24 protein-coding genes and 1 other annotated feature are annotated in these 26,754 nt (G+C 35.8%); of the genes, 7 read left to right on the top strand and 17 right to left on the bottom strand.

What is annotated here, in order from left to right; all coding sequences use genetic code 11:
- The first annotated feature begins 35 nt into the window (after nucleotides 1-35).
- On the top strand, nucleotides 36-2,798 hold the full coding sequence (locus tag AC2CGR_RS24175; RefSeq protein ID WP_270185538.1) for a tetratricopeptide repeat protein: 2,763 nt from the start codon (nucleotides 36-38) through the stop codon (nucleotides 2,796-2,798).
- 195 nt (nucleotides 2,799-2,993) lie between these two features.
- Here the strand turns inward: AC2CGR_RS24175 and lepB are convergent, their stop codons facing one another.
- The 3 genes from lepB to AC2CGR_RS24190 form a co-directional block, all read right to left on the bottom strand.
- Entirely contained in the window at nucleotides 2,994-3,530 is a 537-nt protein-coding gene (gene lepB, locus AC2CGR_RS24180; protein WP_087964414.1) for a signal peptidase I, read from the bottom strand.
- A 252-nt stretch (nucleotides 3,531-3,782) separates the two neighbouring features.
- Nucleotides 3,783-4,463: a lysoplasmalogenase gene (locus tag AC2CGR_RS24185; protein ID WP_087964413.1), complete on the bottom strand. Its 681-nt coding sequence runs from the start codon at nucleotides 4,461-4,463 to the stop codon at nucleotides 3,783-3,785.
- A 122-nt stretch (nucleotides 4,464-4,585) separates the two neighbouring features.
- A complete protein-coding gene (locus AC2CGR_RS24190) occupies nucleotides 4,586-5,536 on the bottom strand; it encodes a DMT family transporter (protein WP_270185539.1) in 951 nt (316 codons plus the stop codon).
- Nucleotides 5,537-5,807: 271 nt separating this feature from the next.
- Here AC2CGR_RS24190 and AC2CGR_RS24195 point away from each other — a divergent pair, with 271 nt between their 5' ends.
- On the top strand, nucleotides 5,808-7,733 hold the full coding sequence (locus AC2CGR_RS24195) for a heavy metal translocating P-type ATPase (RefSeq protein ID WP_029437325.1): 1,926 nt from the start codon (nucleotides 5,808-5,810) through the stop codon (nucleotides 7,731-7,733).
- Between the two features lie 183 nt (nucleotides 7,734-7,916).
- On the opposite strand, the gene AC2CGR_RS24200 is transcribed toward AC2CGR_RS24195, so the two are convergent.
- The 3 genes from AC2CGR_RS24200 to AC2CGR_RS24210 are packed head-to-tail and all read right to left on the bottom strand — an operon-like array spanning nucleotide 7,917 to nucleotide 9,826.
- Entirely contained in the window at nucleotides 7,917-8,786 is an 870-nt protein-coding gene (locus AC2CGR_RS24200; RefSeq protein ID WP_001226530.1) for a YihY/virulence factor BrkB family protein, read from the bottom strand.
- Nucleotides 8,787-8,792: 6 nt separating this feature from the next.
- On the bottom strand, nucleotides 8,793-9,308 hold the full coding sequence (locus AC2CGR_RS24205) for a DUF4075 domain-containing protein (protein ID WP_001085393.1): 516 nt from the start codon (nucleotides 9,306-9,308) through the stop codon (nucleotides 8,793-8,795).
- A 53-nt stretch (nucleotides 9,309-9,361) separates the two neighbouring features.
- A complete protein-coding gene (locus AC2CGR_RS24210) occupies nucleotides 9,362-9,826 on the bottom strand; it encodes a low molecular weight protein-tyrosine-phosphatase (protein WP_000250910.1) in 465 nt (154 codons plus the stop codon).
- A 174-nt stretch (nucleotides 9,827-10,000) separates the two neighbouring features.
- Between AC2CGR_RS24210 and AC2CGR_RS24215 the strand changes: the two genes are divergently transcribed.
- Nucleotides 10,001-10,225, top strand: coding sequence for a DUF1128 domain-containing protein (locus AC2CGR_RS24215; RefSeq protein WP_000366196.1), 225 nt, complete (start codon nucleotides 10,001-10,003; stop codon nucleotides 10,223-10,225).
- A gap of 193 nt (nucleotides 10,226-10,418) precedes the next feature.
- On the top strand, nucleotides 10,419-13,085 hold the full coding sequence (locus tag AC2CGR_RS24220; RefSeq protein ID WP_484481299.1) for a cation-translocating P-type ATPase: 2,667 nt from the start codon (nucleotides 10,419-10,421) through the stop codon (nucleotides 13,083-13,085).
- A gap of 187 nt (nucleotides 13,086-13,272) precedes the next feature.
- On the opposite strand, the gene AC2CGR_RS24225 is transcribed toward AC2CGR_RS24220, so the two are convergent.
- The 7 genes from AC2CGR_RS24225 to AC2CGR_RS24255 all read right to left on the bottom strand — a co-directional run bounded on the left by AC2CGR_RS24225 (nucleotide 13,273) and on the right by AC2CGR_RS24255 (nucleotide 19,847).
- Complete coding sequence (locus tag AC2CGR_RS24225; RefSeq protein WP_001064409.1) at nucleotides 13,273-14,355, bottom strand: toxic anion resistance protein; 1,083 nt, start codon at nucleotides 14,353-14,355, stop codon at nucleotides 13,273-13,275.
- Nucleotides 14,356-14,373: 18 nt separating this feature from the next.
- Nucleotides 14,374-16,005, bottom strand: coding sequence for a YceG family protein (locus AC2CGR_RS24230; protein WP_484481300.1), 1,632 nt, complete (start codon nucleotides 16,003-16,005; stop codon nucleotides 14,374-14,376).
- 108 nt (nucleotides 16,006-16,113) lie between these two features.
- Nucleotides 16,114-16,905, bottom strand: a complete 792-nt coding sequence (locus AC2CGR_RS24235) for a TerC family protein (protein WP_000025695.1) — start codon at nucleotides 16,903-16,905, stop codon at nucleotides 16,114-16,116.
- Between the two features lie 72 nt (nucleotides 16,906-16,977).
- On the bottom strand, nucleotides 16,978-17,556 hold the full coding sequence (locus tag AC2CGR_RS24240) for a TerD family protein (RefSeq protein WP_001007533.1): 579 nt from the start codon (nucleotides 17,554-17,556) through the stop codon (nucleotides 16,978-16,980).
- 79 nt (nucleotides 17,557-17,635) lie between these two features.
- Nucleotides 17,636-18,220 (bottom strand): TerD family protein, encoded by a 585-nt coding sequence (locus AC2CGR_RS24245; RefSeq protein WP_000146723.1) that lies wholly within the window; start codon nucleotides 18,218-18,220, stop codon nucleotides 17,636-17,638.
- 23 nt (nucleotides 18,221-18,243) lie between these two features.
- Nucleotides 18,244-18,840, bottom strand: a complete 597-nt coding sequence (locus AC2CGR_RS24250; protein ID WP_001121586.1) for a TerD family protein — start codon at nucleotides 18,838-18,840, stop codon at nucleotides 18,244-18,246.
- Between the two features lie 128 nt (nucleotides 18,841-18,968).
- Nucleotides 18,969-19,847: an ROK family protein gene (locus AC2CGR_RS24255; protein ID WP_087964407.1), complete on the bottom strand. Its 879-nt coding sequence runs from the start codon at nucleotides 19,845-19,847 to the stop codon at nucleotides 18,969-18,971.
- A 202-nt stretch (nucleotides 19,848-20,049) separates the two neighbouring features.
- On the opposite strand from AC2CGR_RS24255, the gene AC2CGR_RS24260 reads away from it, so the two are divergent.
- The gene (locus AC2CGR_RS24260; RefSeq protein WP_484481301.1) at nucleotides 20,050-20,994 is read left to right on the top strand and encodes an LPXTG cell wall anchor domain-containing protein; all 945 of its coding nucleotides are present in this window, start codon (nucleotides 20,050-20,052) and stop codon (nucleotides 20,992-20,994) included.
- Between the two features lie 117 nt (nucleotides 20,995-21,111).
- On the opposite strand, the gene proS is transcribed toward AC2CGR_RS24260, so the two are convergent.
- Nucleotides 21,112-22,542, bottom strand: a complete 1,431-nt coding sequence (gene proS / locus AC2CGR_RS24265; protein WP_131101337.1) for a proline--tRNA ligase — start codon at nucleotides 22,540-22,542, stop codon at nucleotides 21,112-21,114.
- 47 nt (nucleotides 22,543-22,589) lie between these two features.
- Nucleotides 22,590-22,796, bottom strand: a binding site (T-box leader).
- Nucleotides 22,797-22,889: 93 nt separating this feature from the next.
- Nucleotides 22,890-23,183, bottom strand: a complete 294-nt coding sequence (locus tag AC2CGR_RS24270) for a YesK-like family protein (protein WP_000364817.1) — start codon at nucleotides 23,181-23,183, stop codon at nucleotides 22,890-22,892.
- A 154-nt stretch (nucleotides 23,184-23,337) separates the two neighbouring features.
- Here AC2CGR_RS24270 and AC2CGR_RS24275 point away from each other — a divergent pair, with 154 nt between their 5' ends.
- Both AC2CGR_RS24275 and AC2CGR_RS24280 read left to right on the top strand, forming a co-directional pair.
- A complete protein-coding gene (locus tag AC2CGR_RS24275) occupies nucleotides 23,338-24,651 on the top strand; it encodes an alkaline phosphatase family protein (protein ID WP_087952019.1) in 1,314 nt (437 codons plus the stop codon).
- A 108-nt stretch (nucleotides 24,652-24,759) separates the two neighbouring features.
- On the top strand, nucleotides 24,760-26,043 hold the full coding sequence (locus AC2CGR_RS24280) for an MFS transporter (protein WP_087952018.1): 1,284 nt from the start codon (nucleotides 24,760-24,762) through the stop codon (nucleotides 26,041-26,043).
- A 36-nt stretch (nucleotides 26,044-26,079) separates the two neighbouring features.
- Here the strand turns inward: AC2CGR_RS24280 and AC2CGR_RS24285 are convergent, their stop codons facing one another.
- Complete coding sequence (locus AC2CGR_RS24285; RefSeq protein ID WP_484481302.1) at nucleotides 26,080-26,472, bottom strand: hypothetical protein; 393 nt, start codon at nucleotides 26,470-26,472, stop codon at nucleotides 26,080-26,082.
- Between the two features lie 12 nt (nucleotides 26,473-26,484).
- A complete protein-coding gene (locus AC2CGR_RS24290) occupies nucleotides 26,485-26,736 on the bottom strand; it encodes a helix-turn-helix transcriptional regulator (protein WP_087952017.1) in 252 nt (83 codons plus the stop codon).
- Nucleotides 26,737-26,754: the final 18 nt, after the last annotated feature.

Genomic DNA, 26,754 nt, shown 5'->3' on the forward strand with positions numbered 1-26,754 from the left:
ACATCATTTTTCTAAATTATACAGGGGGAACGAACATGACCATTGAAAATCAATTTATCCAAAAGGTTTACTATAAAACATTTTTAACAGAAGAAACTTCTACTCCAGTATCAGAAGTACTCGGTGAAGCATATATAAATGAATCTACAAATGAATTCTCCAACATTTCTAATATCCGCTTTGCTCAAGGTGAATTTTATTACCAAAATAAAGACTTTGAAGCAGCAATATTTAAATGGGAGAAAGTAAATAACGAGCTTGCACTTTGGGCAACCAAAAATATTGCAGATGCTTATTTTGAACTAGGATTCTTACCAAAAGCAGAAGAAATGTATCAATCTATCCAAACGGAAGATACAACTCTTACAATGGAAGTTTCCTTACAACTTCTTTCTCTTTATATCGAACAAGATCGTTTAGGTTTAGCATTTAAGACGATTAGTGAGGCTGTTGCATTTCAACCTGATTATCCAAATATTACTTCAATTGCTCGCTCATTCTATGAAAAACAAGAAGATTGGAATAACGCCATCGAACTTGCCGTTCAAGAAGGAATTCGAACAAAATCATTACACTGGTTCGATACCTTAATCAATTATGTGAATCAAGGATTTACGAAACAAATCAAACCAGAATATTTCTATGAATCTTTAAAAGCTTTATATGCAATTGATCAAGTCCAATTTAAGGAACTAGTTATTGCTCTTTGGAACAGCTATCAAAATGAAAAATCGCATCTACCTTGGATTCAAACAATCAATCATTTATTCTTACATATTGAAACAGACAACAATGACGATTGGCATGAAATTGTTGAACGCTATCAAGATACGTACTTTGAATTAATTACTGGTGAGCATTTCATGCATGAAATGCAAGGACTTGTACCTGATTTATTAACAAACTGGTTTAGTTTAACGAGAGCAAAAGACGCCCTATTTGTCTCTGCCGCAGTGTTAGCATGGAATGAAGTTGCACCTACAACTTTAGAGTCATTACTTGTAAAAAGTGCGGGAGCCCTACTCTCTAATTCAACAGCTGAAACAAATGTAAATATGGAAACTGTTTCTCATTTATTCGAAACAATTGCTGTATGGGCTGAAAAAAATGATGTAGATTTAAGTCATCAATTTACGTTACTCGTTCATGAACTATGTGATTTAAATGTTACACAATTACTAATAGCGGGAACTAGTGACCATGATAAATTATCATTCGTCAATTCAATATTAGGAGAGAACATCTTAACTGAAACTATAACAACTCCTATTCTATTTAAAGATGATAGCCAAACTGAAATAACAGAATTCACTGCGTTAGATGTGCACAATATACCGAACTTTGATGAATTCCATCAAATAATGGCTACACCTGACCAGTCAGAACTTGAGAACAAATGTATAGAAATTAAGTTACCAAGTAGATTTTTAAGAAAAAATAAGTTTGCATTTCTTGTTACACCATCTGTTCAAGGACAAGTGGATAAAAACAGCTCATATTTTGAATACTTACAAGCGGCAGATAGTCTTATTTACGTATTAAATTCTGCTTCGCTGTTACATGGTGAAGAGCTTGATACATTACTTTATTTACGTGAACAAGTACCAAACTTACAAATTCATTTCGTATTACACACAAATAGTGCGGACAAGAATGAAAAACTAATGAGTAAGATTAAAGTCCATTTCCCAAGTGCGCAGTTCTTCCCATACTCTCCTTCACAAGAGAGTAGCCAGCAACTTGGAGACGTGACAGAGTCTATTCTTTCTAATCTATCAGAACGCGATATAGAACAAGAACGTATAGAAAAACTAATATGGTTTACTCAAAAGACAATCGCATACCTTGTAAATGAACGTGTGGAATTAGAAAATACATTAGTCAAATCAGTACGCTGGAATAAACATATCTCAGTAAAACTAAATGGATTTATTAACAATCTTACCGCTCTTGAAAAAGATAAAATTCGTTCTATTACAGAGTCTTATCTTTTAACGAAAGAAGAAATCACACGAGATATCCATTCTCAAATTCCTGAATTATTACAGAGCTGCTCTGACCTTGTTCAAGAAGATAGTGATTTCAAATTAGTTCATGAAGAATTAAATACTGCGATGAACGAACGAATTCAAAAACATGTACAACAGGTACTTCTTCCTAAATTTACTGGGTTTATTCAAGAGTGGATTGAAACAGCGCATAATGAATTTATTCAGGCTCAATCTTATTTAGATGAAATGAGTGAAACGTTTAATAAATTATATAAAGAAGAACGAATGAAACTTCCTTGCGATTTCAAATTACTAGATGATTGGCATCGAGATGTTGTGCGTATGACAAATAGAATTACAGTATCGAACATCAATATTCTATTACGCTTTACACCGACACAATTTTTCTTAAAGAGTGCAGGAAAACTGTTTGGTAACATGCAAAAAAATCAATCTATGCTCGCAAATAAATATAAACAATACATCGAAACGGAAGACTATACGGAAATTGCTCAAACAATCTCAAAACAATTCTTCCTTCAATTTGAAGTATTTGAAGGCGCATTAGAACGAGATATCATGATGTTCTTTAAAGATCCACTTAGCATATTGAAACAAAATGTAGAAGCCGCTCAACTTGAAATACAGGAAGACGAGCAAACCTTAACAACATTAAGAAGCAACCCAGAAACTTATCATGATCCACTAGCATTCTTTAAACTGCAACTATTGCAGCACAAATTCGTTTTAAGTACGAACAAAAATAATAAAGACGTCTATGAATTTAATGAGTCTCCTACGATTTAACATAAAGTGAAACTTTAATCAGTGGGGGGTTTCTTCATCCCCCACTGATTATCAGCCCTCACCAATCGGACTTTTATGGGCAGCCCGACCCCCACCTAACTTCCTTGCTTTCGCTGAATTTTGAGGTGGGGGTGTTACTGCCCATTAAAGCGGGATAAAAAACCAAGCAAACTGAAATTTGCTTGGTTTTTTACTTTAATTCATTATTTTCATATGTTCAAATGGATAATAAATTGCTGCTAATTCTCCTAATACATCAGCTTTATCAATGAGTCCTAAACCATTTCTACTATCTCTGCTTATTAAGCGATTATCTCCCATAACAAAAATCTTATTTTTAGGAACTGTAATCGGTCCAAAGTCCTCCGTTAAATTCATAAGTTTTTTTTCAGCTTGTTTTTTATTACTATACAAATACACTTCCTCTATCACTTCATGATTTACATATAATTGATCATTTCTCACCTCAATAACATCGCCAGGCAAGCCAATAACCCTTTTCACATAAAAATTATCCGTCTTCACAACAATAATATCTTCTCTCCCATAACTTTCAAATTGCTTTGCCAACTTATTCACAATCACCTTATCCCCATCTTGTAACGTTGGCTTCATGGACGCCCCTTTTACAGTCGTAGGAAAAAACACGAAAATTTTCGCCAAAAACACGAGCAGACAGGCAATTGCAATTGTTCCAAAGAATTCACGCAAACGTTTTTTCTTTTGCATCATTCCACCATCTCATCATCTTTTTACTTTTATTATAAGGACTTCAATCGATTAATTTCCACAAAATTCTGAATTTAATAATTCGAATATTGCAAACTTAAAAATAACATCCTCATAAATTTTTTATTTTTATATACCATATTTTATATTTACCTCACTATTTATAGGCAGTAAAACTCTCATCTCAAAACTCGGCTCAAAATAGTAAAAAAGATACTCTCCAAATAGTCTATCCACTATTTGGAGAGTATCTTTTTATATTCCCACATATACAATACACATTTGAGCCGCTACGTATGTAAACCAAATCCAAAGTGGTTCATACTTTAATTTGCGTCCTCCAATATCTGTCACGCCAATAATAAAATCAGAAATCACAAATAGTAAACCACCAAAAGCTGGTATCCACCATATTCCTGTATTCTCATAGTATAAAGCGAATGCAAAGCAAGCCATTCCTCCAACCCACAATCCGTAAATTAGCGCTCCTATCGTAAACAATTTATCTTGTTTATCATTTCGAATAAAGAAGAACCATCCTATAATGAGAAAGAGTCCGTATAGGAGTAAACCAATCCAAAAACCATTCCATGAAATGCCTGTTTGCAAAAATGCTTTTACATAAAAACAATGAGCAAGAGCGAAAGTAATCATACCTCCAATTAATCTGTGACCAATTGGAATCAAACCCGCCATAAATAAATCTCCTACAGTTGATAAAGTCATCCCTAGTGCAACCCACGTACTATACTCTACTGATGGATCTTGTAACCATATCCAAATTGCACTTACTGTTAAAGAAAAACTAAGAATAAGACGCACCGCTAAAGGTAACGGCATATTATTTCTTTTCTTTTTTGTCTGTCCTATTGCATAAATTGCACCAATTAAAAAAAGAATGATTTGTGCAATTAACACCATGTAAAGTAGATTCATAATATGTTCTCCTCAATAAATACTTTTTGTATCTTTTTTCGTGACACCTAGTCTATTATCCTTTTTCTATATAAAAAAAGAAGAACAGCACTGTTCTTCCATTGTAATCGTTTTCTCATTATCTATGCTACTTGTTTTTCTTTCTCTATTTTCCGCTTAGCTGGCGTTCGATTCACCACAATAATTCCCGCAGCTACACACGCTAAACCGAATAATACAAATGAATGAATTGCTTCTCCTAAAATCATGCTCGATAATAACACACCAAATACGGGTATAAAGAACATATACATTGATACTTTTCCAACTTTGTTGTACTTCATAATTGTATTCCAAATGCAAAATCCTGCTGCGGATAAGAAAGATAAGTAAATCAGCATAAGTATTGCATGTACATTAAATGTAAATGGCATGACTCCAACTTGCAAAGCACCTATACATAATAGTCCGATAGAACCAAAAATCATTTGGTATGCTGTCATATAGCCAACATCTAATGTTTTACTACCTTCTTTCGCCAATATATTCCCATATGAATACAACATTGCTGCACTAAGAAGTAATAAACTACCGATTCCGAAATGGAATGACAAACTACCATCACTCGGTACATTTACTAAAACTACACCACAGAAGCCGATAGAAACTCCAATTACTTTTCTCACATTAAGAGCATCATCTTTATATAAAAAGTGTGCAAGTAAAATTTGAAAGAATGATGATGTTCCTGAAATGATAGCTCCTTCAATACCAGAGCTATAACTCATTCCAATATAAAAACATATATATTGAAGAAATGTTTGAAATAAACCAATTTGTACTAACTGCTTCCCCGTTCCTTTTTTAAAGTTCATATCTTTTCCTAACGCTTTAAAGAAGAATAAAAGCATAACTCCAGATAAAAAGAAACGATAGCCAGCAAATAATATTTGCTCTCCAACTTCTTGTGGCTGAATTCCAAGTTCAGCATAACTTAATTTAATAAAAGGAAATGCGCTTCCCCATAAAAAAGTTGCTACTATTGCAGCAATTAATACGCCAATCGGATGGGTAAAAAATTTCTCTGTCTTCACTTGTTGTCTTCCTTTCCGATCTTTTTATGAACAATATTCATATATACCAAAGGTATTGCGAAAACACAAGTTTTCCGTTTATACTTGAAACAAAACTGTGCCATCTTATAAAAACATATGATATACTATAGAATAATTACAACATAATAACTGTTAAAAACAGATTCAACAGAAATGCTGCTATCCATTATGGATGGCAGCTTTCGTCGTTTTATAGGGGTTTCGATTTTGATTATTTTTCTCAATAAGAATTTGGAAGGAGCGAGTAGTAATGAACTCAGAAGTAAAAACATTACAAGTACAAAAGTCTATTTCTCATCCCTCTTTATGGGATACATTAAAGAAACATTATGAACTTATATTTGCAATCGCATCTGGTATTTTCATTTTAGCTGGTTGGTTATTTACAAAGAACGATGTAATGAATGTAGGAATTACTTGCTATATCCTTGCTTATATAGTTGGTGGATATGCAAAAGCGAAAGAAGGTATTGAAGATACCATCGAAGAGAAAGAGCTAAATGTCGAAATGCTTATGCTCTTTGCTGCTATCGGGGCTGCCATTATTGGCTACTGGGCAGAAGGCGCAATTTTAATTTTTATCTTCGCACTAAGCGGTGCGATGGAATCTTATACATTAAGTAAAAGCCAAAAAGAAATTTCAGCGCTTCTTGATCTACAACCTGAAGAAGCATTACGTATTTCAAATGGAACCGAGGAACGTGTTCCTGTTGGACGATTACAAATTAACGACATTATTTTAATTAAGCCAGGTGAGCGCGTTCCTGCTGATGGTACGATTCATAGCGGTGAAACAAATATCGATGAGGCAGCGATTACTGGTGAACCTATTCCAAATGAAAAAAAACATGGTGATGAAGTATTTGCTGGTACTGTAAATTTACGCGGTGCTATCGAAGTTAAAATTACGAAGCCAAGCGATCAAACATTATTCCAAAAGATTATCCGTCTCGTTCAAAGTGCACAAAGTGAAAAATCACCATCACAACTATTCATCGAAAAGTTTGAAGGAACATATGTAAAAGGTGTACTACTCGTTGTTGCGCTTATGATGTTCGTCCCTCATTTCTTACTAGATTGGAGCTGGAATGAAACGTTTTATCGCGCTATGATCTTACTTGTAGTCGCATCTCCTTGTGCACTCGTTGCTGCCATTACACCAGCAACATTATCTGCAATTTCTAACGGAGCAAGAAATGGAATTCTCTTTAAAGGTGGCATACATTTAGAACGCCTCGCTTCAGTAAAAGCAATTGCCTTTGATAAAACAGGAACATTAACGCAAGGAAAACCTACCGTAACAGATGTATATGTTCGAGAAAATATGACAGAAAAAGAAGTACTTTCTATTACAGCAGCAATTGAAAGTCACTCTACACATCCTTTAGCTGAATCTATTGTGAAGTATGCACAACATGCGTATGACATTACATTAAAAAAACCAGAAAATGTCGAAGATGTAACTGGTTTTGGGCTAAAAGGAATATTTGAAAGCAAAGCTTATAAAATAGGTAAAGCTGATTTTATCGGTGAAGAAACAAAGACATTTCATAATGGTATTTCTGCCTCACTTGAAAAAGAAGGTAAAACTGTCGTTTATATTAGTGATGGGGATGGCATCCTTGGACTTATCGCTTTAAAAGATACACTTCGCCAAGAAACGATAGCTGCTATTCGCGAATTACAAAGCATCGGTGTCGAAGCAATTATGATTACTGGTGATAATGAAGAAACAGCAAAAGCAATTGCCTCTGAAAGTAATATAAAGGAATATTACGCATCATGCTTACCAGAAACAAAAGTGGAAACGATTAAAAAGCTAAAAGAAAAATACGGGACAGTAGCAATGGTCGGAGATGGTATAAATGATGCCCCTGCACTCGCTACTGCTAGCATTGGTGTAGCGATGGGAGAAGGAACAGACGTAGCTTTAGAAACTGCAGACGTTGTACTTATGAAGAACGAGTTATCTCGACTTTCACAAGCAATCCGCTTATCAAAACGAATGAACCGTATTGTAAAGCAAAACGTAATCTTTTCACTAGCTGTAATTGCAATGCTGATTTGTTCAAACTTCATGCAATTTTTAGCTCTTCCATTTGGTGTTATCGGGCATGAAGGAAGTACGATTCTAGTCATTTTAAATGGCTTACGATTATTAAAAGGAAACAAATAAAACGGGTCCCTCTAAAGGACCCGTTTTTTCTAATGGTAGCTATTATGACCGTTCGCACTACCACTCGTTTTATGCTTTGGATGCGAACTACTCTTTTGTTTATTGTTATTTTTATTGTTGTGATTCTTTTTATTATTACTCATGACATATCCCCCCTGTTCCTTATTATTATGGAACAAGAGCTCACTTTTCATTACGGGAATTATTGTCACCCGTCCTATAATGATGGAGTAAACCATTAATTTCACCGCCAAGTAAAATTACCCATCCAGTCAAGTAAAACCATAACATTAAAATAATAATACCACCGAGACCACCATATGTATTGGCGTAATTCGCAAACTTATCTACATAATAAGCAAATGAGTACGATACCACAATCCATCCTACAGTAGCAAATGTTGCTCCTGAAATGACTTCTCTTCTTTTTAACTTTCGATCTGGTGCAAATGTATATAAAAAACTAAACAACGCAAATAGTACGAAGAAACTCGCTACTAATCGTGTAATGCTCCACACGTAAGAAAAACTATCCGATAAACCAATTGCTTTAAATACCGCTGCCCCAATGACTTGTCCAAACACTGGAACAATTAGCGCAAACACAATCATAAAAATAATTGCTAATGTAAATACAATTGATAACGCTCTCGTTTTAATAAAAGAACGTGTTTCTGTTACATCATACGCACGGTTAAAAGCATTCATAACCGCATTTACCCCGTTTGAAGCAAACCATAACATTGACAATAAACCAAATGATAATAAACCACCATTTTGCTCATTTACAACTTTATCCACGTTTACTTCAATTAAGGACATTGCATCTTCGGGTACGTACGGTTCTAATAAATTGAGCACACTTTCTGTTTGAAGGTCAATGAATCCAAGAAGCGTAATTAAGAAAACAAGCCCAGGAAAAATCGCAAGCAAGAAGAAATAAGCGAGCTGTGCTGCCAAGCCCGCTACATCATCGCGCATCGTCCGGTCATACAAATCTTTACCAAACGAATACGTACGATTTCTTCTCACCTTTTCTAAAATTTTTCTCATATATGTTTAAACGCTTTTCTTCTCTTCTTTATCTTGCTTCAACTCAATGTACGCTTCAGTTTTTTTTTCCTCTACATTGGAGTCTTTCATAAATAGTTCACGCGCTTCTTTCATACCGCCATCTTCAGCAACTACTGGCTCTTCTTCTGCTTTCAGTTCATCTACTTTTGGAGATACAGCTTGAATTTCAATCGTTTCTGGCTTCTCTGCTGGCTCAACTTTTTTCTTACTAAAAATTTCTTTCGTTTCTTTTAACGTCTCTACAACAGACGGCGTCAATTTTTTAATTTCTGCTACTTTCGCTTTCACTACATTTAAATCAGCAAGTTCGCGTCCTTTATCTGTAACAGTTTGCACTTTTTCTTTGATCTTTGCATTTTCGCCAATTTCAATCATCTTTGTTTTTGCTTTTTCTGCAGTATTTTTTACTTTTTCACGATTTTCTTTCTTCAACATAGATACAGCTACACCTGCAGCTACACCAATCGCAATGTTTCGAGCAATATTATTTTTCTTTGCCATATTCCTTCACCCTTTCATTTCTTATGTTAGAAAGTATTTCTTTCTAAGCTTCCTCATATTCCTTGTTCATTTCGAATGAAAGCTAATAGCTTTGCACACCCTTCTGTTACAAGGTCATATACTTCTTGGAAATTCCCTGTATAGTAAGGGTCGGGAACGTCTGTCCAGCCACCGTCTGGAACAAAATCGGACAGCCTACCAATATAGCCTCCAGTTTTACCTAAACTTTTTAAATCTGCTATATTCTTGTTGTCCATGGCAATAATATAATCAAACTTTGTTAAGTCTTCTTTTTCTACTTGCCTTGCTTTAATTCCTTCAAAAGTGACTGCATTTTCTTTTAAAATTTTTTGTGTTCCTTTATGTGGCGGATGGCCAACATGCCAATCTCCAGTTCCTGCAGAATCAATGACAATTTTCTCTTCGAGTCCCTCTTTTACGACAAGATCTCGAAAAATCGCTTCTGCCATTGGAGAACGGCAAATGTTCCCAAGACAAACAAACAATACTTGAACCATGTTTTTGTTTCTTCCCTTCTTGGTGCATTTCTTAATATATACTTATAGTATAAACAACCAATTATTAAATATAAAGGAAATCCCTACTAATTTAATAGGATTGAAAAGATTCATTAACGAAAATGATAAAAAATGTTAAGATAGCCTTATGTTATTTTAAAGGGGGACACTTCGGTGGATTTATCCGTAAAGTCAGAAGAAAACGTTGAATATATGGTTGAAGCTATTAAAGAAAAATTACGTATGGTTAATGCTGGAGCGATGAGAGCTGCTAGTTTTAACGAAGAAATGTACGAAGATTTACGTGACATTTATGATCATGTTATGAAGCGTGAAACATTCAGTATTAGTGAAATGCAAGCAATTACAGAAGAATTAGGTACATTAATTAAAAAGTAAAAAAAGCCTCTCTTATATGAGGCTCTTTTTTATTTCCAACAAATTCATGACAACTCTTTTCTTTCCCTCAACCAACTGTAAAATATTGTACAATAGAAGTAGAACCTCACCTTAGATTTTTTCTCCATACATACTACTCACAAATAATAGCAACACTACCATTGCTAGCTGTTTTTACTGGAGGTGCTTACTTATGAGCAATTGGTACAGTAAGACGAAAGATCAAACATTAATCGACCTAGAAACAAACGAACAACACGGTTTAACAGAAGAAATTGTAAATGAACGTTTAAAGCAATACGGTTCTAACGAATTAGCTACAAAACAAAAACGCACTTTATTGCAGCGTATTTTCGCCCAAATTAATGACGTCCTCGTATATGTCCTTATTGTTGCTGCACTTATTTCTGCCTTTGTAGGTGAATGGGCAGATGCAAGTATCATTGCGCTCGTTGTAGTTTTAAATGCTGTTATCGGTGTCGTTCAAGAATCGAAAGCAGAACAAGCTCTAGAAGCATTGAAAAAGATGGCGACACCTAAAGCTATCGTCAAGCGAGATGGTGAACTAAAAGAAATTCCATCTGAGCACGTCGTTCCAGGTGATATCGTTATACTCGACGCCGGACGATATATCCCATGCGATTTACGCCTGATCGAAACCGCAAATTTAAAAGTTGAAGAATCTGCTCTAACTGGTGAATCTGTCCCTGTTGATAAAGATGCAATCTACCACCCTTCCATGCAAAGTGATGAACAAGTACCACTCGGTGATCAAAAGAATATGGCCTTTATGTCTACTCTTGTTACATATGGGCGAGGCGCCGGTGTTGCTGTTCAAACTGGAATGAACTCACAAATTGGTAAGATTGCTACCCTGTTACATGAAGCAGACGATGATATGACACCACTTCAAAAAAGCTTAGCACAAGTTGGAAAGTATTTAGGCTTTGTTGCTGTAGCTATTTGTATCGTGATGTTTCTCATCGGCTTTTTACAAGGACGAGATACACTAGAAATGTTTATGACTGCAATTAGTTTAGCCGTTGCAGCTATTCCAGAAGGTTTACCAGCTATCGTTTCCATCGTTCTTGCAATTGGTGTGCAGCGTATGATTAAACAAAATGTTATTATTCGGAAACTACCAGCTGTTGAAGCTCTCGGTTCTGTCACAATTATTTGTTCAGATAAAACAGGTACGTTAACACAAAATAAAATGACCGTTACTCACTTTTATAGTGATAACACATACGATCAATTAGAAAGTTTAAATGTAAATAATGATGCGCAACGTCTATTGTTAGAAAATATGGTGCTATGTAATGATGCATCTTACAATAATGACTCACAAACGGGAGACCCGACTGAAATTGCTCTTCTCGTTGCCGGAAGCACCTTTAATATGCAAAAAGATCATTTAGAAAAAATATATGAACGTGTAACTGAGCTACCTTTCGATTCAGATCGTAAAATGATGTCAACCGTGCATACATATGATGAAGGCTACTATAGCATGACGAAAGGTGCTATCGATAAACTCTTACCTCGATGTACCCACATATTTAAAAACGGTAAAATCGAGGTTCTAAAAGATGCTGATAAAGATCAAATATTAGAAGCCGCTGGGTCAATGTCTCAAGAAGCTTTAAGGGTACTTTCATTTGCATTTAAACAATACAATTCAAACGATGTGGATATAGATCATCTCGAAGAAAACCTCATCTTTATTGGGCTTGTCGGTATGATTGATCCACCGCGAACTGAAGTAAAAGATTCAATTACAGAGTGTAAAAAAGCCGGTATTCGCACAGTTATGATTACTGGTGACCATAAAGATACCGCCTTTGCAATTGCCAAAGAACTGGGCATTGCTAAAGAAACATCTGAAATTATGATTGGAACTGAATTAGACAACATTTCAGATACAGAACTAGCAAGCAAAATTAATCACTTACATGTATTCGCTAGGGTCTCTCCAGAACATAAAGTAAAAATCGTAAAAGCATTACGCGCGAAAGGAAATATCGTTTCTATGACTGGTGATGGTGTCAATGACGCCCCATCTTTAAAGCAAGCTGATGTTGGCGTAGCGATGGGCATTACAGGAACAGACGTTGCAAAAGGGGCAGCGGATGTCGTATTAACAGATGATAATTTCTCATCTATCGTGAAAGCTGTTGAGGAAGGTAGAAACATTTATCGTAACATAAAAAAATCAATTCTCTTCCTACTCTCTTGTAACTTCGGGGAAATTATCACTTTATTTTTAGCCATTTTACTCGGCTGGGCAACACCACTAAGACCTATTCACATTTTGTGGGTAAATTTAATTACAGATACGCTGCCTGCATTATCACTTGGGGTTGATCCTGAAGATCCTGATGTGATGAAGGAAAAACCACGACATGCGAAAGAAAGCTTATTTAGCGGTAGCGTTCCTTTTCTTATTTTCAATGGGATTGTCATTGGACTTTTAACGCTAATAGCCTTTATCGCCGGAGCAAAGTTCTATACTGGAGATACAAATTTATTCCCTCTTTTCCCAGAGCGAATTGATGAGGATGCTCTATTACACGCTCAAACGATGGCATTTGTCGTTCTTAGTTTTTCTCAGCTCGTTCATTCATTTAACTTGCGTTCAAGAACGAAATCGATCTTTTCAATTGGGATTTTTACAAACAAATATTTAGTCTTCTCCCTTCTTATCGGTGTTCTTATGCAAGTTTGCATCATCTCCATCCCGCCCCTTGCAAATATATTCGGTGTGCATACATTAACGATGCGAGATTGGGGATTTGTTCTCTTATTAAGTATCATTCCACTTGTTGTGAATGAAATCATTAAATTAGTGAAGAAAAACTAAAAGGCAATGAGGACTATTCCTCATTGCCTTTTCATTTACCCCATATTAACGGGCAGTAAAACTCCCACCTCAAAATTTAGCTAGAATAAAGAAACTAGGTGGGAGATTAACTGCCCCATAAACATCCGATTGGTGTGGGCTAATAATCAGTGGGGATGAACAAAACCCCACTGATTAAAGTTTCACTTTACCCTTGCAATTCTTTTTTGATGTTCTCTGTTAATGTAGCCATACGTTTGCGGCTTTCTTCACGCTCACGTTTGTTTTGCTCTTCAATTTGTTGTGTTTCTTGCATACCTCTTGAAATAATGTTCCAAGTTTCCTCAAGCGTCTCCATCTTAATACTAGAAGAACCCGATAACCTCGCTACTTCCACACTTTGCGTCGCGATATTTTGTGCATTTTTCTTAAGTAATTCATTCGTACGGCGATCCAGTTCAGCCATAGAATCTGCAACAAGCTTTTGACGCTTCGCATTTACCGCTTGAATGATACCATTTTTAAAGATAGGAATCGTTGTAATAAATGCTGTATTGATTTTACCAATTAATTTATTATTACCACGTTGAATCATACGAATTTGTGGTGCTGTAAGTAACGCAACCATACGTGCTTTTTCTAAATCATCAATACGCTGTTCTAAAATTTCAACAGAGTTTTTAAGCGACTCTAATTCAATACCTGCTAATTGATCATTATTACGTACACGCTCTTCATACATCGGAACTAACTCTGTATTTAAACGCTCTAATAACATTTCTCCTGCTACTACGTATTTTTCTAAGTCTAAATAATATTTTAAGTTTTGCTCATATAAACCATCTAACGTACCAATTGATTTTTTCATTTCATCTTGATACTTCGTAATTTCCACATACACTTTATCAATTTCACGGCCCATCGTTTGATACTTGCTAAAAATTTGTTCAATCATTTTATCCGCTTTTTTAAACATACGTGAAAAGAAACCGCTTTTCTCTTCCGCGAAGTCTTTACTATCGAATCGGTCCATAATTTTACCAAGCTGTTTTAATAATTCACCAGAATCTTCTATCTTTGATAATGACATCGTATGTAAAATTTGATCAGCAAAACGTGAAATTTCCATAGAAGGTTCTTTTCCAAGTTCAATTAATTCTAATTGATCTTTAATATCTACCGCATTATAAATACGTTGTACATCCGCATCTTGTCTAAGTTGCAAACGAACATCTTGCGCTGTTTGCTCATTTAATTCTGTTTTCGGATCTAGTACGACTGGGTTATTCATATGGTATTCTCCCTTTCCTTATAAAAATGGACGAAATAGTCCTTTTATTGTTTGTGATAAATTTTTATAGGCTGATGAACCATGAAACTCAAGATCGAAATTAACCTCTTCAAGCCAGTGTGAATCAAATGCCCCTGCCTCAATATACGGTTCAATATCGTTTCTTCCCGTTGGATTGAAATGGAATACATCTACTCCAATTTGATTTAAAAATAGTAATAAAACAGCATCAGAACGAGTTAACTCTCCACTCTTCTCATTATTAAATATAACAATTTTCGGTACATCTTGTGAATAATCAAATTTCTCAAGCTGTTCTAAAATATTCGGTGGTATTTGAGAAAGTTGCGCGAAAACATATAGCGCTACATCTTGTTTCGTCTCTTTTGCAATTGGTTTACACATTTCACTTTCACACGTATGGATAATCGCTTCTGCAATACCATGTTGTAATCCTTCTGGCAATCGTTTGTGTGGCCACCAATGACTGTTCATAATTAAATCTGGATGCAATTTTCCCCCGCGGTCTAATGCATCTCGATAATGGTATTGGAAATTTGCTTTTTGTTCTTTCGTAAACGGAAATGTATTAATTAATAAACTGTTATCAAATGATGTAACAGCCTTTAATCGTTGAAAATACTCTTTATCATTCTTTGAAACACCTGATATTTTCGCAAATAAAGAAGGGATATAAATGTGTTTATTTTCAACAAAGAATGTCGGGCGTACAAACGCCTTTTCTTTCGTAATTAAAAAGAGTTCATCATATGTTGTTTTTAATGTACGCGCTACAGGCGTATAGGAACGGAATTGCCACGGCTTGTACAGCAGTGAATTATCGTGGTGAAGTACTTGCTCAATTTCTTTTGAAGCTTGATACGCTACTGTTGCCACACGCTCGCGGCGGCGATCTGGAAATGGTTCAAGAGAAATACGGCCTGGATGAGACACAATAAAGGTCCTTCCCTCTTCATCGACATTCTCAAATCCATCTTTTCCTTCTGAGTGATAATAAAGCACATCACAACCGAGCATAATAAGAAAGTATAAGAAATATATACGGCTTTCCTGTGCATCACCGTACCAAATGATACGCGGCATTTGTTTCTTATAGTTAATCGTAGAGAACCACTTCGCTACGTAATTTTCGCTTAATTTAATTATATCAATTAAAAAACGACGGAAGCCTTCTGTCTTTAAAGATTGATTATGTTGTTTCTCATATAATTTCAATACTGAAATAAACGTCGTATGTATATAATGCTGTAAATCCGGATTGTCTACTTTCGGTAAAAGTTGTTTCCCAGATAAATGTGCTACTAACCTATTTACTGTTAGACCATTTGGTGCTTCTTGGTGCAATCCGAACACTTCTTGAATATGACGAAGTTTTTCCGAATCGATCACTTTGTTTAAATTTTGTTCGTGTAAAACTTCGATTCCTTTCGCTTCACTATAATCAAATAGTTCATTAAAATATTCATCTACATCATTAGGAACGCCAAGGATTCGACATGCTATATAACTAAATTTCATCTCATTCTCTGTCAGCTCATAGTGTGGACGTTTTTCTAAAAGTGTTTCAACTTGCTTTAGATCTGATTCATCTTTTAATGCATATGGTTGAAGTGTAAAACGTGAAAACACAACAGTTCACCTCCAAAAACATTTACTTTTTTCTAAGTCTTCCTTCTATTATAAACTATTTTTGGTTATAAAAAATGGGCGCTCGTAAAACGAGCAAACCCATTTCAATTATTTATTGTCTTCTTTAGTAGCTGCAACTTCTTCTTTAGCTTGTCCAGAATTCTTCATGTAGTGAAGTATAAATGTTGCTCCAAATGCTACAACTAAAATAATGAAGAACAATGTATGACTTACTTCAATATGAATAACAGACAGTAACATTTTTGCTGCAATAATTAAGATTAAAATATATGCTGTCGTTTCAAGCTCTGGAATACGCTCTAACAATTTTAAAAATACACCAGCGATACCGCGCATCATTAAAATACCGAGCATTCCACCTAATAATAGAATCCAAACTTCATTTGATACACCAAATGCAGCAAGTACGCTATCTACAGAGAATGCGATATCCATTAATTCAACCATCGCAACTGTTCCCCAGAAGACACCAAACATTCTGAAGAGAATACTGTTTTGGTTCATACCATGAGCTTCCTCTTCTTCTGCATTACCTTTTCTTTTATCAATGAAGTATTTAACTGAAAGCCACGCTAAGTAAAGTGCACCTAACACTTTTACCCATGCTAATTTAATTAAGAACATTCCAATTCCAATTGCAATAAATCGAAATACATAAGCTCCAATAAGTCCATAGAATAATGCTTTTTTACGTTTTTCTTCCGGAAGGTGTTTTACCATTACTGCTAATACAAGTGCATTATCAGCAGATAATAACCCTTCAAGTACAACAAGTGTACCTATTAATCCCCAAGATACTGGATCTTGCAACACTTTAATCCACATGTCCAAGTCGAAAAACTGAGCATACGTATCAAGGATTCCTTGCAAAATACTCATCTTACCTATATCCCCTATTCTTTGCTAGATTTATAGAAAGGTCAAAAAAAGGAAACGAATATCGTTTCCTTTCTATGCATCCAAGCCATACGCTCTTACAAGCGCACCTAAACCACCTTGGAATCCACTTCCTACTGCATTAAACTTCCACTGTCCATTATGACGGTATAATTCACAAAAGACAACTGCTGTTTCAATGGAGAAATCTTCCCCTAAATCAAAACGAAGAACTTCTTCATTCGTTTCTTCATTTGCTAAACGAACGAAAGCATTTCCTACTTGTCCAAAGTTTTGACTACGGCCTTCCGCATCATAAATCGTAACTGTAATAGCAATTTTGTGCACATCTGCTGGAACTTTCTTTAAGTCCACAACAAGTTGTTCATCATCGCCTTCACCTTCACCTGTGCGGTTATCCCCTGTATGTAGAACAGATCCACAAGGAGACTGTAAATTATTATAGAAAATAAAATCAGTTTCCTTCGTACATTTTCCGTTCGCATCTAATAAAAAGGCAGATGCATCTAAATCGAAATCTGATCCACCATCATAAGATTTAATATCCCAACCAAGACCAATTACTGCTTTTGTTAAGCCAGGGCTTGTTTTACCTAAATCGATTTTCTGTCCTTTTTGTAACTGAATGGCCATGTATATTCACCTCTATATTTTAATCTTTAAAAATATATCCATTAGCAAATATATATTTACTAATGGATAGCTAAATCTATTACTCTACATCTAAACCGAAATTGTTACATAGAGACGCTAATCCACCTTGGAATCCACTTCCGATTGCATTAAACTTCCATTCACCTGCATGACGGTATAATTCACCTACTACAACCGCTGTTTCAATAGAGAAATCTTCTCCTAAATCGTAACGAATTAACTCTGCATTCTTTTCTTCATCTAAAATACGTACGAAAGAATTAGAAACTTGTCCGAAGTTTTGGCTACGACCTTCTCCATCGTAAATTGTGATTGTGAAGCAAATACGTTCAATATGTGCAGGTACGTTTTTCAAATCTACTTTGATTGACTCGTCATCGCCTTCACCTTCGCCAGTTCGGTTATCTCCTAAATGTTCTACAGCACCATTCGCACCTTTTGGGTTATTATAGAAAACAAAATCTTCTGCTCCTGAAACTTTACCGTTAGCACCTACTAAAAAGATACTAACATCTAAATCAAAATCAGCTTGTCCATCATAACGATTTGTATCCCAACCAAGTCCTACAAGAACTTTTGAAAGACCTGGATTCGTTTTTGTTAAGTCTACCTTTTGTCCTTTTTTCAATGAAATTGATGCCATATACAATTCCTCCTTGGTTTATATTATTGATAACGTGATACAATCTCACTTAAGTTTTTATCTTGTGTTCCTTCTCCAACAGCTGAAAACTTCCATTCACTTCCGTGGCGATACATTTCACCTGCAATTAGAGTCGTTTTGCCAGCATAATTATCCGATAAATTATAGCGTGCTAATTCTTCGCCAGTTTGCGGGTTTTGAATACGAATATATGCATTACGAATCATCCCGAAATCTTGACGACGATTTACACAGTCATAAATATTTACAACGAATACTAAACGATTAATACGGCTCGGAACTTTATGTAATTCTACGAAAATTGTTTCGTCATCACCAGCGCCTTCGCCTGTTAAATTATCTCCTGAATGAATAATACTACCACAAGTAGAAAGCTTGTTTCCGAAGTAAACTAAATCGTTTTTGTTTAAAAAGCGATCTCCTTCTAACATAACAACAGATGCATCACAATCTACATTTGGTTTACTTCCAAATAATGAAGACAGAAACCCACCTGATTGCCCAATTGGATCCCAGCCTAAGCCAACCTGTAGTTTTGCTACTTTTGGTTGTCCTTTCGTTAAATCGATCTTTTGACCTTTTTCTAAAATAATAGGCATGCAGTTTCTTCCTTTCTACAAAGCATTTTCCAAGACGGAAAATATTGTATTCTTCCCTTATATTGTAGCATTATTTACCTAGTGATAAAAAGGATAAATTCTCAGTTATATGAAAACATTCATATAATTTACTTATGATGATGTAAGAAGTGGTAAATAGCACCAATCATTCCTGCACAATTACCGTTTTGCGCAAGTTCAATCTCACAATTATTATAAATCTCTTTTTGTAAATATTTTTCTACCTCTTCTTTTACTTCTTTTAAGAACTGATTTCCTCTATCAGTAATTCCGCCACCTATAACAATCATTTCTGGATTGAAAATATAAGCAAGGTTACTAATTCCAATCGCTAAATATTTAAAGAACACCTCAACTGCTTGCGTAACTTCCCTATCTCCTTTATCATACAGTTCGAAAATCGTTTTCCCATTCCAATCACCTTCTCCTTTATATTTTCGGACAAGATGAATTAACCCTGAAATGGAAGCGACCTCTTCAAACACGTTTCCTTCTATTAACATATTTCCCCATTCACCAGCACTAAACGAATGCCCTCTATATAACTCTCCATCTATAAAAATTGCTCCTCCAATACCAGTTCCAAGAGTAAGCATAATAAAATTTCTTTTTCCATTTCCAATACCCTTCCACGTCTCCCCCAAAGCTGCACAATTCACATCATTTTCAACGGACACAGGAACTTGTAATACTTCTTGCAATCTATCAATAATAGGAATAGTCGCGTAGTTCCGAATATGCTCCACCCCTCCCGTTACAATCCCTTTATGAATATTAACAATTCCCGCAGTACTAATGCCAATTCCCGAAATCGTATGTTCACCCATTAATTTTTTTGATAAAAGAATGAGTTTTTGAATAATTTGTTCCCCGCCCAAATGAATTTCTGTTGGAACTGTTTTATGCTTTAGTACTGTTCCTATTTCTGAAACAATTCCATATTTAATTTGTGTACCACCAATATCAAATGCAATATATGCTTTCATCTGCTGTCACTTCCTCTACTGTAATGGGTGTAAAATTCCCACCACTCTACTATTATAAAGAATTTACACTAACTCTTTTCTCTCTTCAGAAATATACCACCTTTTTCTATATATAGTTTTTTTTGCATAAAACTCTTTTTCCTATGAAATATTACAAAGGGATGTATTTTAGATGGAATATTATTTTTTCAGGAGGAAATCAATGACGAAAATCTTCATTTTAGCATCAACACTTTCTTTATCTTTTTTTAGTGGGTTAAATATCGGTAATGCAGCAACAGAAAACTTCTCTCCAGTAACAAATGCGATTGTACAAAATAACGATCATTTCGCAGAAGGTAACTCAAAAGATAATAATAAACCACCAGAAAACGGTGGTTCTCAGGACGATAGTGGTTCTGGTGGCAATGGCTCTAGCGGCAATGATTCTGGTGGTAACGGTTCTGGTGGCAGTGGCTCTGGCGGCAGTGGTTCTGGTGGCAATGGCTCTAGCGGCAATGATTCCGGTGGTAACGGTTCTGGCGGCAATGGCTCTGGTGGCAATGGCTCTAGCGGCAATGATTCCGGTGGTAACGGTTCTGGCGGCAATGGTTCTGGTGGCAATGGCTCTAGCGGCAATGATTCCGGTGGTAACGGTTCTGGCGGTAGCGGTTCTGGTGGCAATGGCTCTAGCGGCAATGATTCCGGTGGTAACGGTTCTGGCGGTAGCGGTTCTGGTGGCAGTAGCTCTGGCGGCAATGGCTCTGGCGGCAGTGGTTCTGGTGGCAACGGTTCTGGTGGCAACGGTTCTGGTGGCAGTGGCTCTGGTGGCAACGGTTCTGATGGCAGTGGCTCTGGCGGCAGTGGTTCTGGTGGCAACGGTTCTGATGGCAGTGGCTCTGGCGGCAGTGGTTCTGGCGGCAATCGTGTTAAAGGCGATAGCAGTTCTCAAGGGGGAAATGACTCTCATGGCGGTAACCGTGTTAAAGGCGATAGCAGTTCTCAAGGAGGAAATGGCTCTCAAGGTGGTAACGTAAAAGATAACGCGAAAAAACAAGGCGATAAGTTACCGAATACTGCAACACATTATCCTTCATCTATTTTAATGGGACTTTCAACATTCCTAATTGGTATGTTACTATTCATTCGCCGTAAAAACGCAAAATAAAAACACATCCTTCCATCTTAAAAATACATGAAACAAATTGTAAAACTAAAAAGGACTTTGGATTGCATTTTATTATGCAGCCCAAAGTCCTTTTCATCCTTCCTATCCAAAAGAGCATTAATACGCTTTTCCCCAATACACCATTTGTTTAGCTTCTTTACCACAACAAATACATTCGTCAGCTAAATGCTCTTGCTCAAAAGGCATACAGCGAGAAGATACTCCAACTTCTTCTTTTAGTTTCTCTTCACAAGCTAGTTCCCCGCACCACATTGCTTTAATAAACCCTTGCTTTTCATCAGCTACTTTTTTCATCTCTTCAAACTTCGTCACACTATACGTATTTTCATCACGAAATACTTTTGCTTTATTAAATAAAGAGTTATGAATTTCTTCAAGTAGTGCTGGAATGCGTTCTTCTAATTGATCCATTGCTATAAACTCTTTTTCTTTCGTATCTCTTCTTACGAGTACAACTTGATTCTTTTCAATATCTTTCGGACCAACTTCTAATCGAATTGGAATCCCCTTCATTTCATACTCATTAAATTTCCAACCAGGTGTTTTATTGCTAGCATCTATTTTTACTCGTGCAACCTTTTGAATATGTTCTTGTAACTCTGTTGCTTTCGCTAAAACGCCTTCTTTATGCTGAGCAATCGGTACAATAACAACTTGCACTGGTGCGACTTTAGGAGGCATTACAAGCCCATTATTATCACTATGAACCATAATCAGTCCACCTATCATTCTTGTTGATACGCCCCAAGATGTTTGGTGTACATATTGCCACTTACCGTTACGATCTAAAAACTTAATATCAAATGCTTCAGAGAAATTCGTTCCAAAGTTATGGGATGTTCCTGTTTGAAGTGCTTTCCCATCATGCATTAAGCTTTCAATCGTATAAGTCGCCTTTGCGCCCGCAAATTTTTCTTTTTCTGTTTTTTGTCCTTTAATTACTGGTATCGCTAAGTAGTCTTCACAGAAAGAAGCATATAGATTTAAAATATTTAATGTTTCAGCTTGAGATTCTTCTTCTGTTTCATGAATTGTATGACCCTCTTGCCATAAGAATTCTGTGGTACGAAGGAATGGCCTAGTTGTTTTCTCCCAACGAACTACTGAACACCACTGATTATATAGCTTTGGCAAATCATTATAGGATTGTACAATTTTTGAGAAATGCTCACAGAATAAAGTTTCAGATGTAGGGCGTACACAAAGTCTTTCCGCTAACTTTTCATCCCCGCCATGTGTCACCCATGCTACTTCAGGAGCAAATCCTTCTACATGATCCTTCTCTTTTTGTAATAAGCTCTCTGGGATAAACATTGGCATATACACGTTTTCATGACCGGTTGCTTTTAACTTCTCATCCATAACTTTCTGCATATTTTCCCATAAGGCATAGCCGTACGGACGTAGAATCATACATCCTTTTACACTTGAATAATCAACAAGTTCTGCTTTTTTTACAATATCTGTGTACCACTGTGCAAAGTCCTCTTCCATCTTCGTAATCGCTTGTACTTGTTCTTTTGCCATAGTCATTCTTCCTCCTTCTAGAAAATACAAAAAAGCTCGCGCCCCTAAATAGGGACCGAGCTTTGCCGGCGTTACCACCCTGATTCATGCACAAAAATTGTGCATGCTCTCTTTTTGATAACGGGAAATTCCCGCTGCATATGCAGAACGCAAAGGTAGGTTCCATATCGTCTTTTTAAGAATCTTTCAGCCTGACGGATTCTCTCTCTGCTAAAAAGGTTGAACATGTACTAGTCCTTTTTCATCGTTATAACGAAATAAATTTGTTGAATATCATAATATAAATTTCACCCCAAGACAAGTGTGAATTTTCTTATTTTTATATATTCTTTTCGTTTTTTATAGTTTTATACATAGCTTTTTCTCGTAATTTTCACAAGTTGATGTGCAATCATACCGATAAGTGTGCCAAGTAGGACGAAGAAACCAATAAATCCATATCCCATTCCTTCCCATCCACCAATAACCATCATTGTAACGGGAAAAGACGCTAAGCAAAGAAGTATTAAACTAAGTGCAAATATAATATCAAACTGCTTGTCTGGAAACCGTTTTTTTAGTAAATACGAAATAGCAAATACAAGAATAATCGTAATTCCGCCAATGATGTAAAAGATACTAAATCCATCTAGCAGATCCATAGTATTCCCTCCTTTCATTCATTCCCTTATACTTAATTATATGTTTAACTTTTCTGAAAATAAATAATAAATTTTATTTAAAAACATATTTTTATTACTAGGTATTAATAGTAATATATAGTAATAGGTTTCATATAATTAGGAGGATTACTTTATGGATAAAGCATTAACGAATCGTGTCATTATTTTATCATTCGACTGTTTATCAGCTTTAGATTTTCCTATACTACAAAAATTACCTCACTTCCAATCTCTAATCAAAAAGGGTACGGTTGTCGAAAAAGTAGAGCCCATCTATCCTTCTGTAACCTATCCAAGTCACTCAACAATCGTAACTGGTAATTACCCTAATAAACATGGTGTTGTTAGCAATACGTTACTTCAACCTGGACGTGAATCCCCCGATTGGCATTGGTACCGAAAATCAATACAAGGAACAACATTATATGATGAAGCACATAAAGCAAATTTAACGACAGCTGCCCTTCTATGGCCTGTTACCGGCAGAGCAAATATTGATTACAATTTACCAGAAATCTTTCCAAATAGACCGTGGCAAAATCAAGTTTTAGTTTCATTATTTAGCGGTAGTCCGCTATACCAATTAGATTTAAATCGTCGTTTCGGCCATATACGAAATGGATTGTCACAACCTGAACTCGATGATTTCGTACTTGCTTCTGCTGTGCATACAATCCAGACGAAAAAGCCTAATGTCATGTTTGTACATTTCACCGATTTAGACACCCAAAGACACTATCACGGCTTTGAATCAAAAGAAACAATAGCGGCAATTCATAGACATGATGAGCGACTAGGGAAAATTATTCAAGCTTTAAAAGACAGTGGACTATACGAAGAGAGCACCATTATCGCTCTTGGTGATCATAGCGCTTTAAGTGAAAACAAAGCCATTCAATTAAATGTACTATTTCATCAAAAAGGGCTTATCTCTATAAATTCAAAAGGAAAATTAGTAGACTGGAATGCTTATTGCCAAAGTTGCGATGGGTCCGCCTATGTATATGTGAAAGACAAAAACGATACAGATACAATTCGAGAAGTACAACTACTCCTTGAAGAACTGCTTCAAAATAAACAAAACGGTATTGAATTTATACTTCATGATGAGGATGCAAAGGAATGCGGTGCAGATGGTAATTGTTTATTTATGTTGGAAGCACGAGAAGGATATTATTTCACTGAAAACCATACAGGAGATTTTATAAAAGAAATTACTGAAAAAGATGTTACACCTAGTAAAAAATATACGTTTGGTACGCATGGATACTCTCCAACAAAACCTAACTATGAAACAATTTTTATAGCTGCTGGGAAAGGGATACAAAGCGGCATTACCATACCGTATATGAGACTTATTGATGAGGGCCCAACTATCGCAAGACTACTCGGTTTATACTTAGGTGAAACAGACGGATCAATTGTAGAGGATTTACTCCAATTGTAAAGAACTGTGTATATATGTAAAAGTTATGTAAAATTCATCATTGTTTCTCTTTTTATAATTTTTATTTTTGTACACTGTTAGTAGAACAAATTCGAGGGGGAACATTATATGAAAAAAATGTCCAGACAAGAAAAAAGCTGGATATTATACGATTGGGCGAACTCCGTATATTCGCTCGTCATTACAACTGCATTATTTCCAATTTACTTTAAAGCAGCTGCAAAAGAAGCTGGACTATCTGGTGCAACTTCAACAGCCTACTGGGGATATGCAAACTCATTCGCTACACTTTTAATTTCTATACTTGCTCCTATTCTCGGCACAGTTGCTGATTATAAAGGGTTTAAAAAACGATTTTTCACATTCTTCTTTGGACTCGGTATCGTATTTACAAGTATGCTAGCAGTCGTCCCAACATCTCAGTGGTACTTATTACTAGGCTGCTATATGCTCGCATTAGTCGGTTTTGCAGGAGCAAACATTTTTTATGATGCATTTTTAGTAGATGTTACCTCTAAAGATAGAATGGATCGAATTTCTACGAGAGGTTTCGCTTTAGGCTATATTGGGAGTACTATTCCATTTATCGGTTGTATTGCTCTTATTATTCTTGCTCAAAAAGGAACTATCCCTTTATCAGTCGGCATTGCTAGTCAAATTTCATTCGCAATAACAGCTCTTTGGTGGGGATTATTCACCATTCCAATGCTAAAAAACGTAGAGCAAACGCACTATATTGAACGCCATCCAAGACCAATTGTAATGAGCTTCAAACGCCTTGCTGATACTTTTAAAAATATTAAAGAATATAAAACGGTCTTTATGTTCTTAATTGCTTACTTTTTCTATATTGATGGGGTCGATACAATTATTACTATGTCTACCGCTTACGGAACAGACCTCGGTATTAGTGCAACGAATCTATTAATCATATTATTTGTCACACAAATTGTCGCTTGCCCATTTGCTTTATTGTATGGAAAACTATCAGAAACATTTACCGGTAAAAAAATGCTATATGTTGGTATTATTATTTATATCATTATCTGCACATATGCTTATTTCTTAAAAACGACACTCGATTTCTGGATTTTAGCAATGTTAGTTGCCACTTCTCAGGGTGGGATTCAAGCACTGAGTCGTTCCTACTTTGCGAAACTAGTGCCTAAAGAATCTGCAAATGAATTCTTCGGATTTTATAATATATTTGGCAAGTTTGCCGCGATTATGGGTCCAGTATTAGTCGGTGTTACAACGCAATTAACGGGAAAAACAAACGCTGGTGTCCTTAGTATTATTGTACTGTTCGTTATCGGTGGATTCTTACTAACTAGAGTTCCAGAAAATCCTACATCCGTTACACCACCTAGTCCAAAAACGAAAACGCTATAAGAAAAAGATCCTCTTCACGTAAGAAGAGGATCTTTTTTATCTATAACGTCTTACAATTAAAAATTCTACAGCTGGCTTTACAACTATCGCAGCACATAACGCAAACAATAACGGTATGTTATGAAAATCAATCCATCTATTAAAGCCTACCGATGCGAAAAACAGACCAAAAATGAATACAACGAGTACATAATATGTAACATTGGCACTTGTTTTTAATACATGTTTTTCTAAATCTTCGTTCTCCTCAGTATCCCCTTCAACGCTATGTGATGCCAAACTTTTAAATAGATAATGTAACGCGATGCTACAAATAAATAGTGCATACCAATTTACTTGAAGTTCAGTTAACCAACAGTAAAGTGCAAACACTAACGTACTTATAGCCACTAATGCCGTAACTACAAGGTTTATTTTCTCTTTCCCCAACAACTACTCCCCCTACTGCTTGTACAAAAATAGTTTATCAACAGTTGTTCCTAATACTTCCGCTAAACGAAACGCTAACGCTAAACTTGGATCATATTTATTATTCTCAATTGCATTTATCGTTTGTCTTGAAACTTTACACTTATCAGCTAATGCACCTTGTGAAATATTATTTTCAGTGCGTAATTCATAGATTTGATTTTTCACACCATTTCTCCTAACATGTAAAATCGTTTTTACATCATCAGTATATAATTGGGGCATTTCGTTGTCAAAAGATCG

The sequence above is a fragment of the Bacillus sp. LSHTCR4 genome (assembly GCF_057197025.1).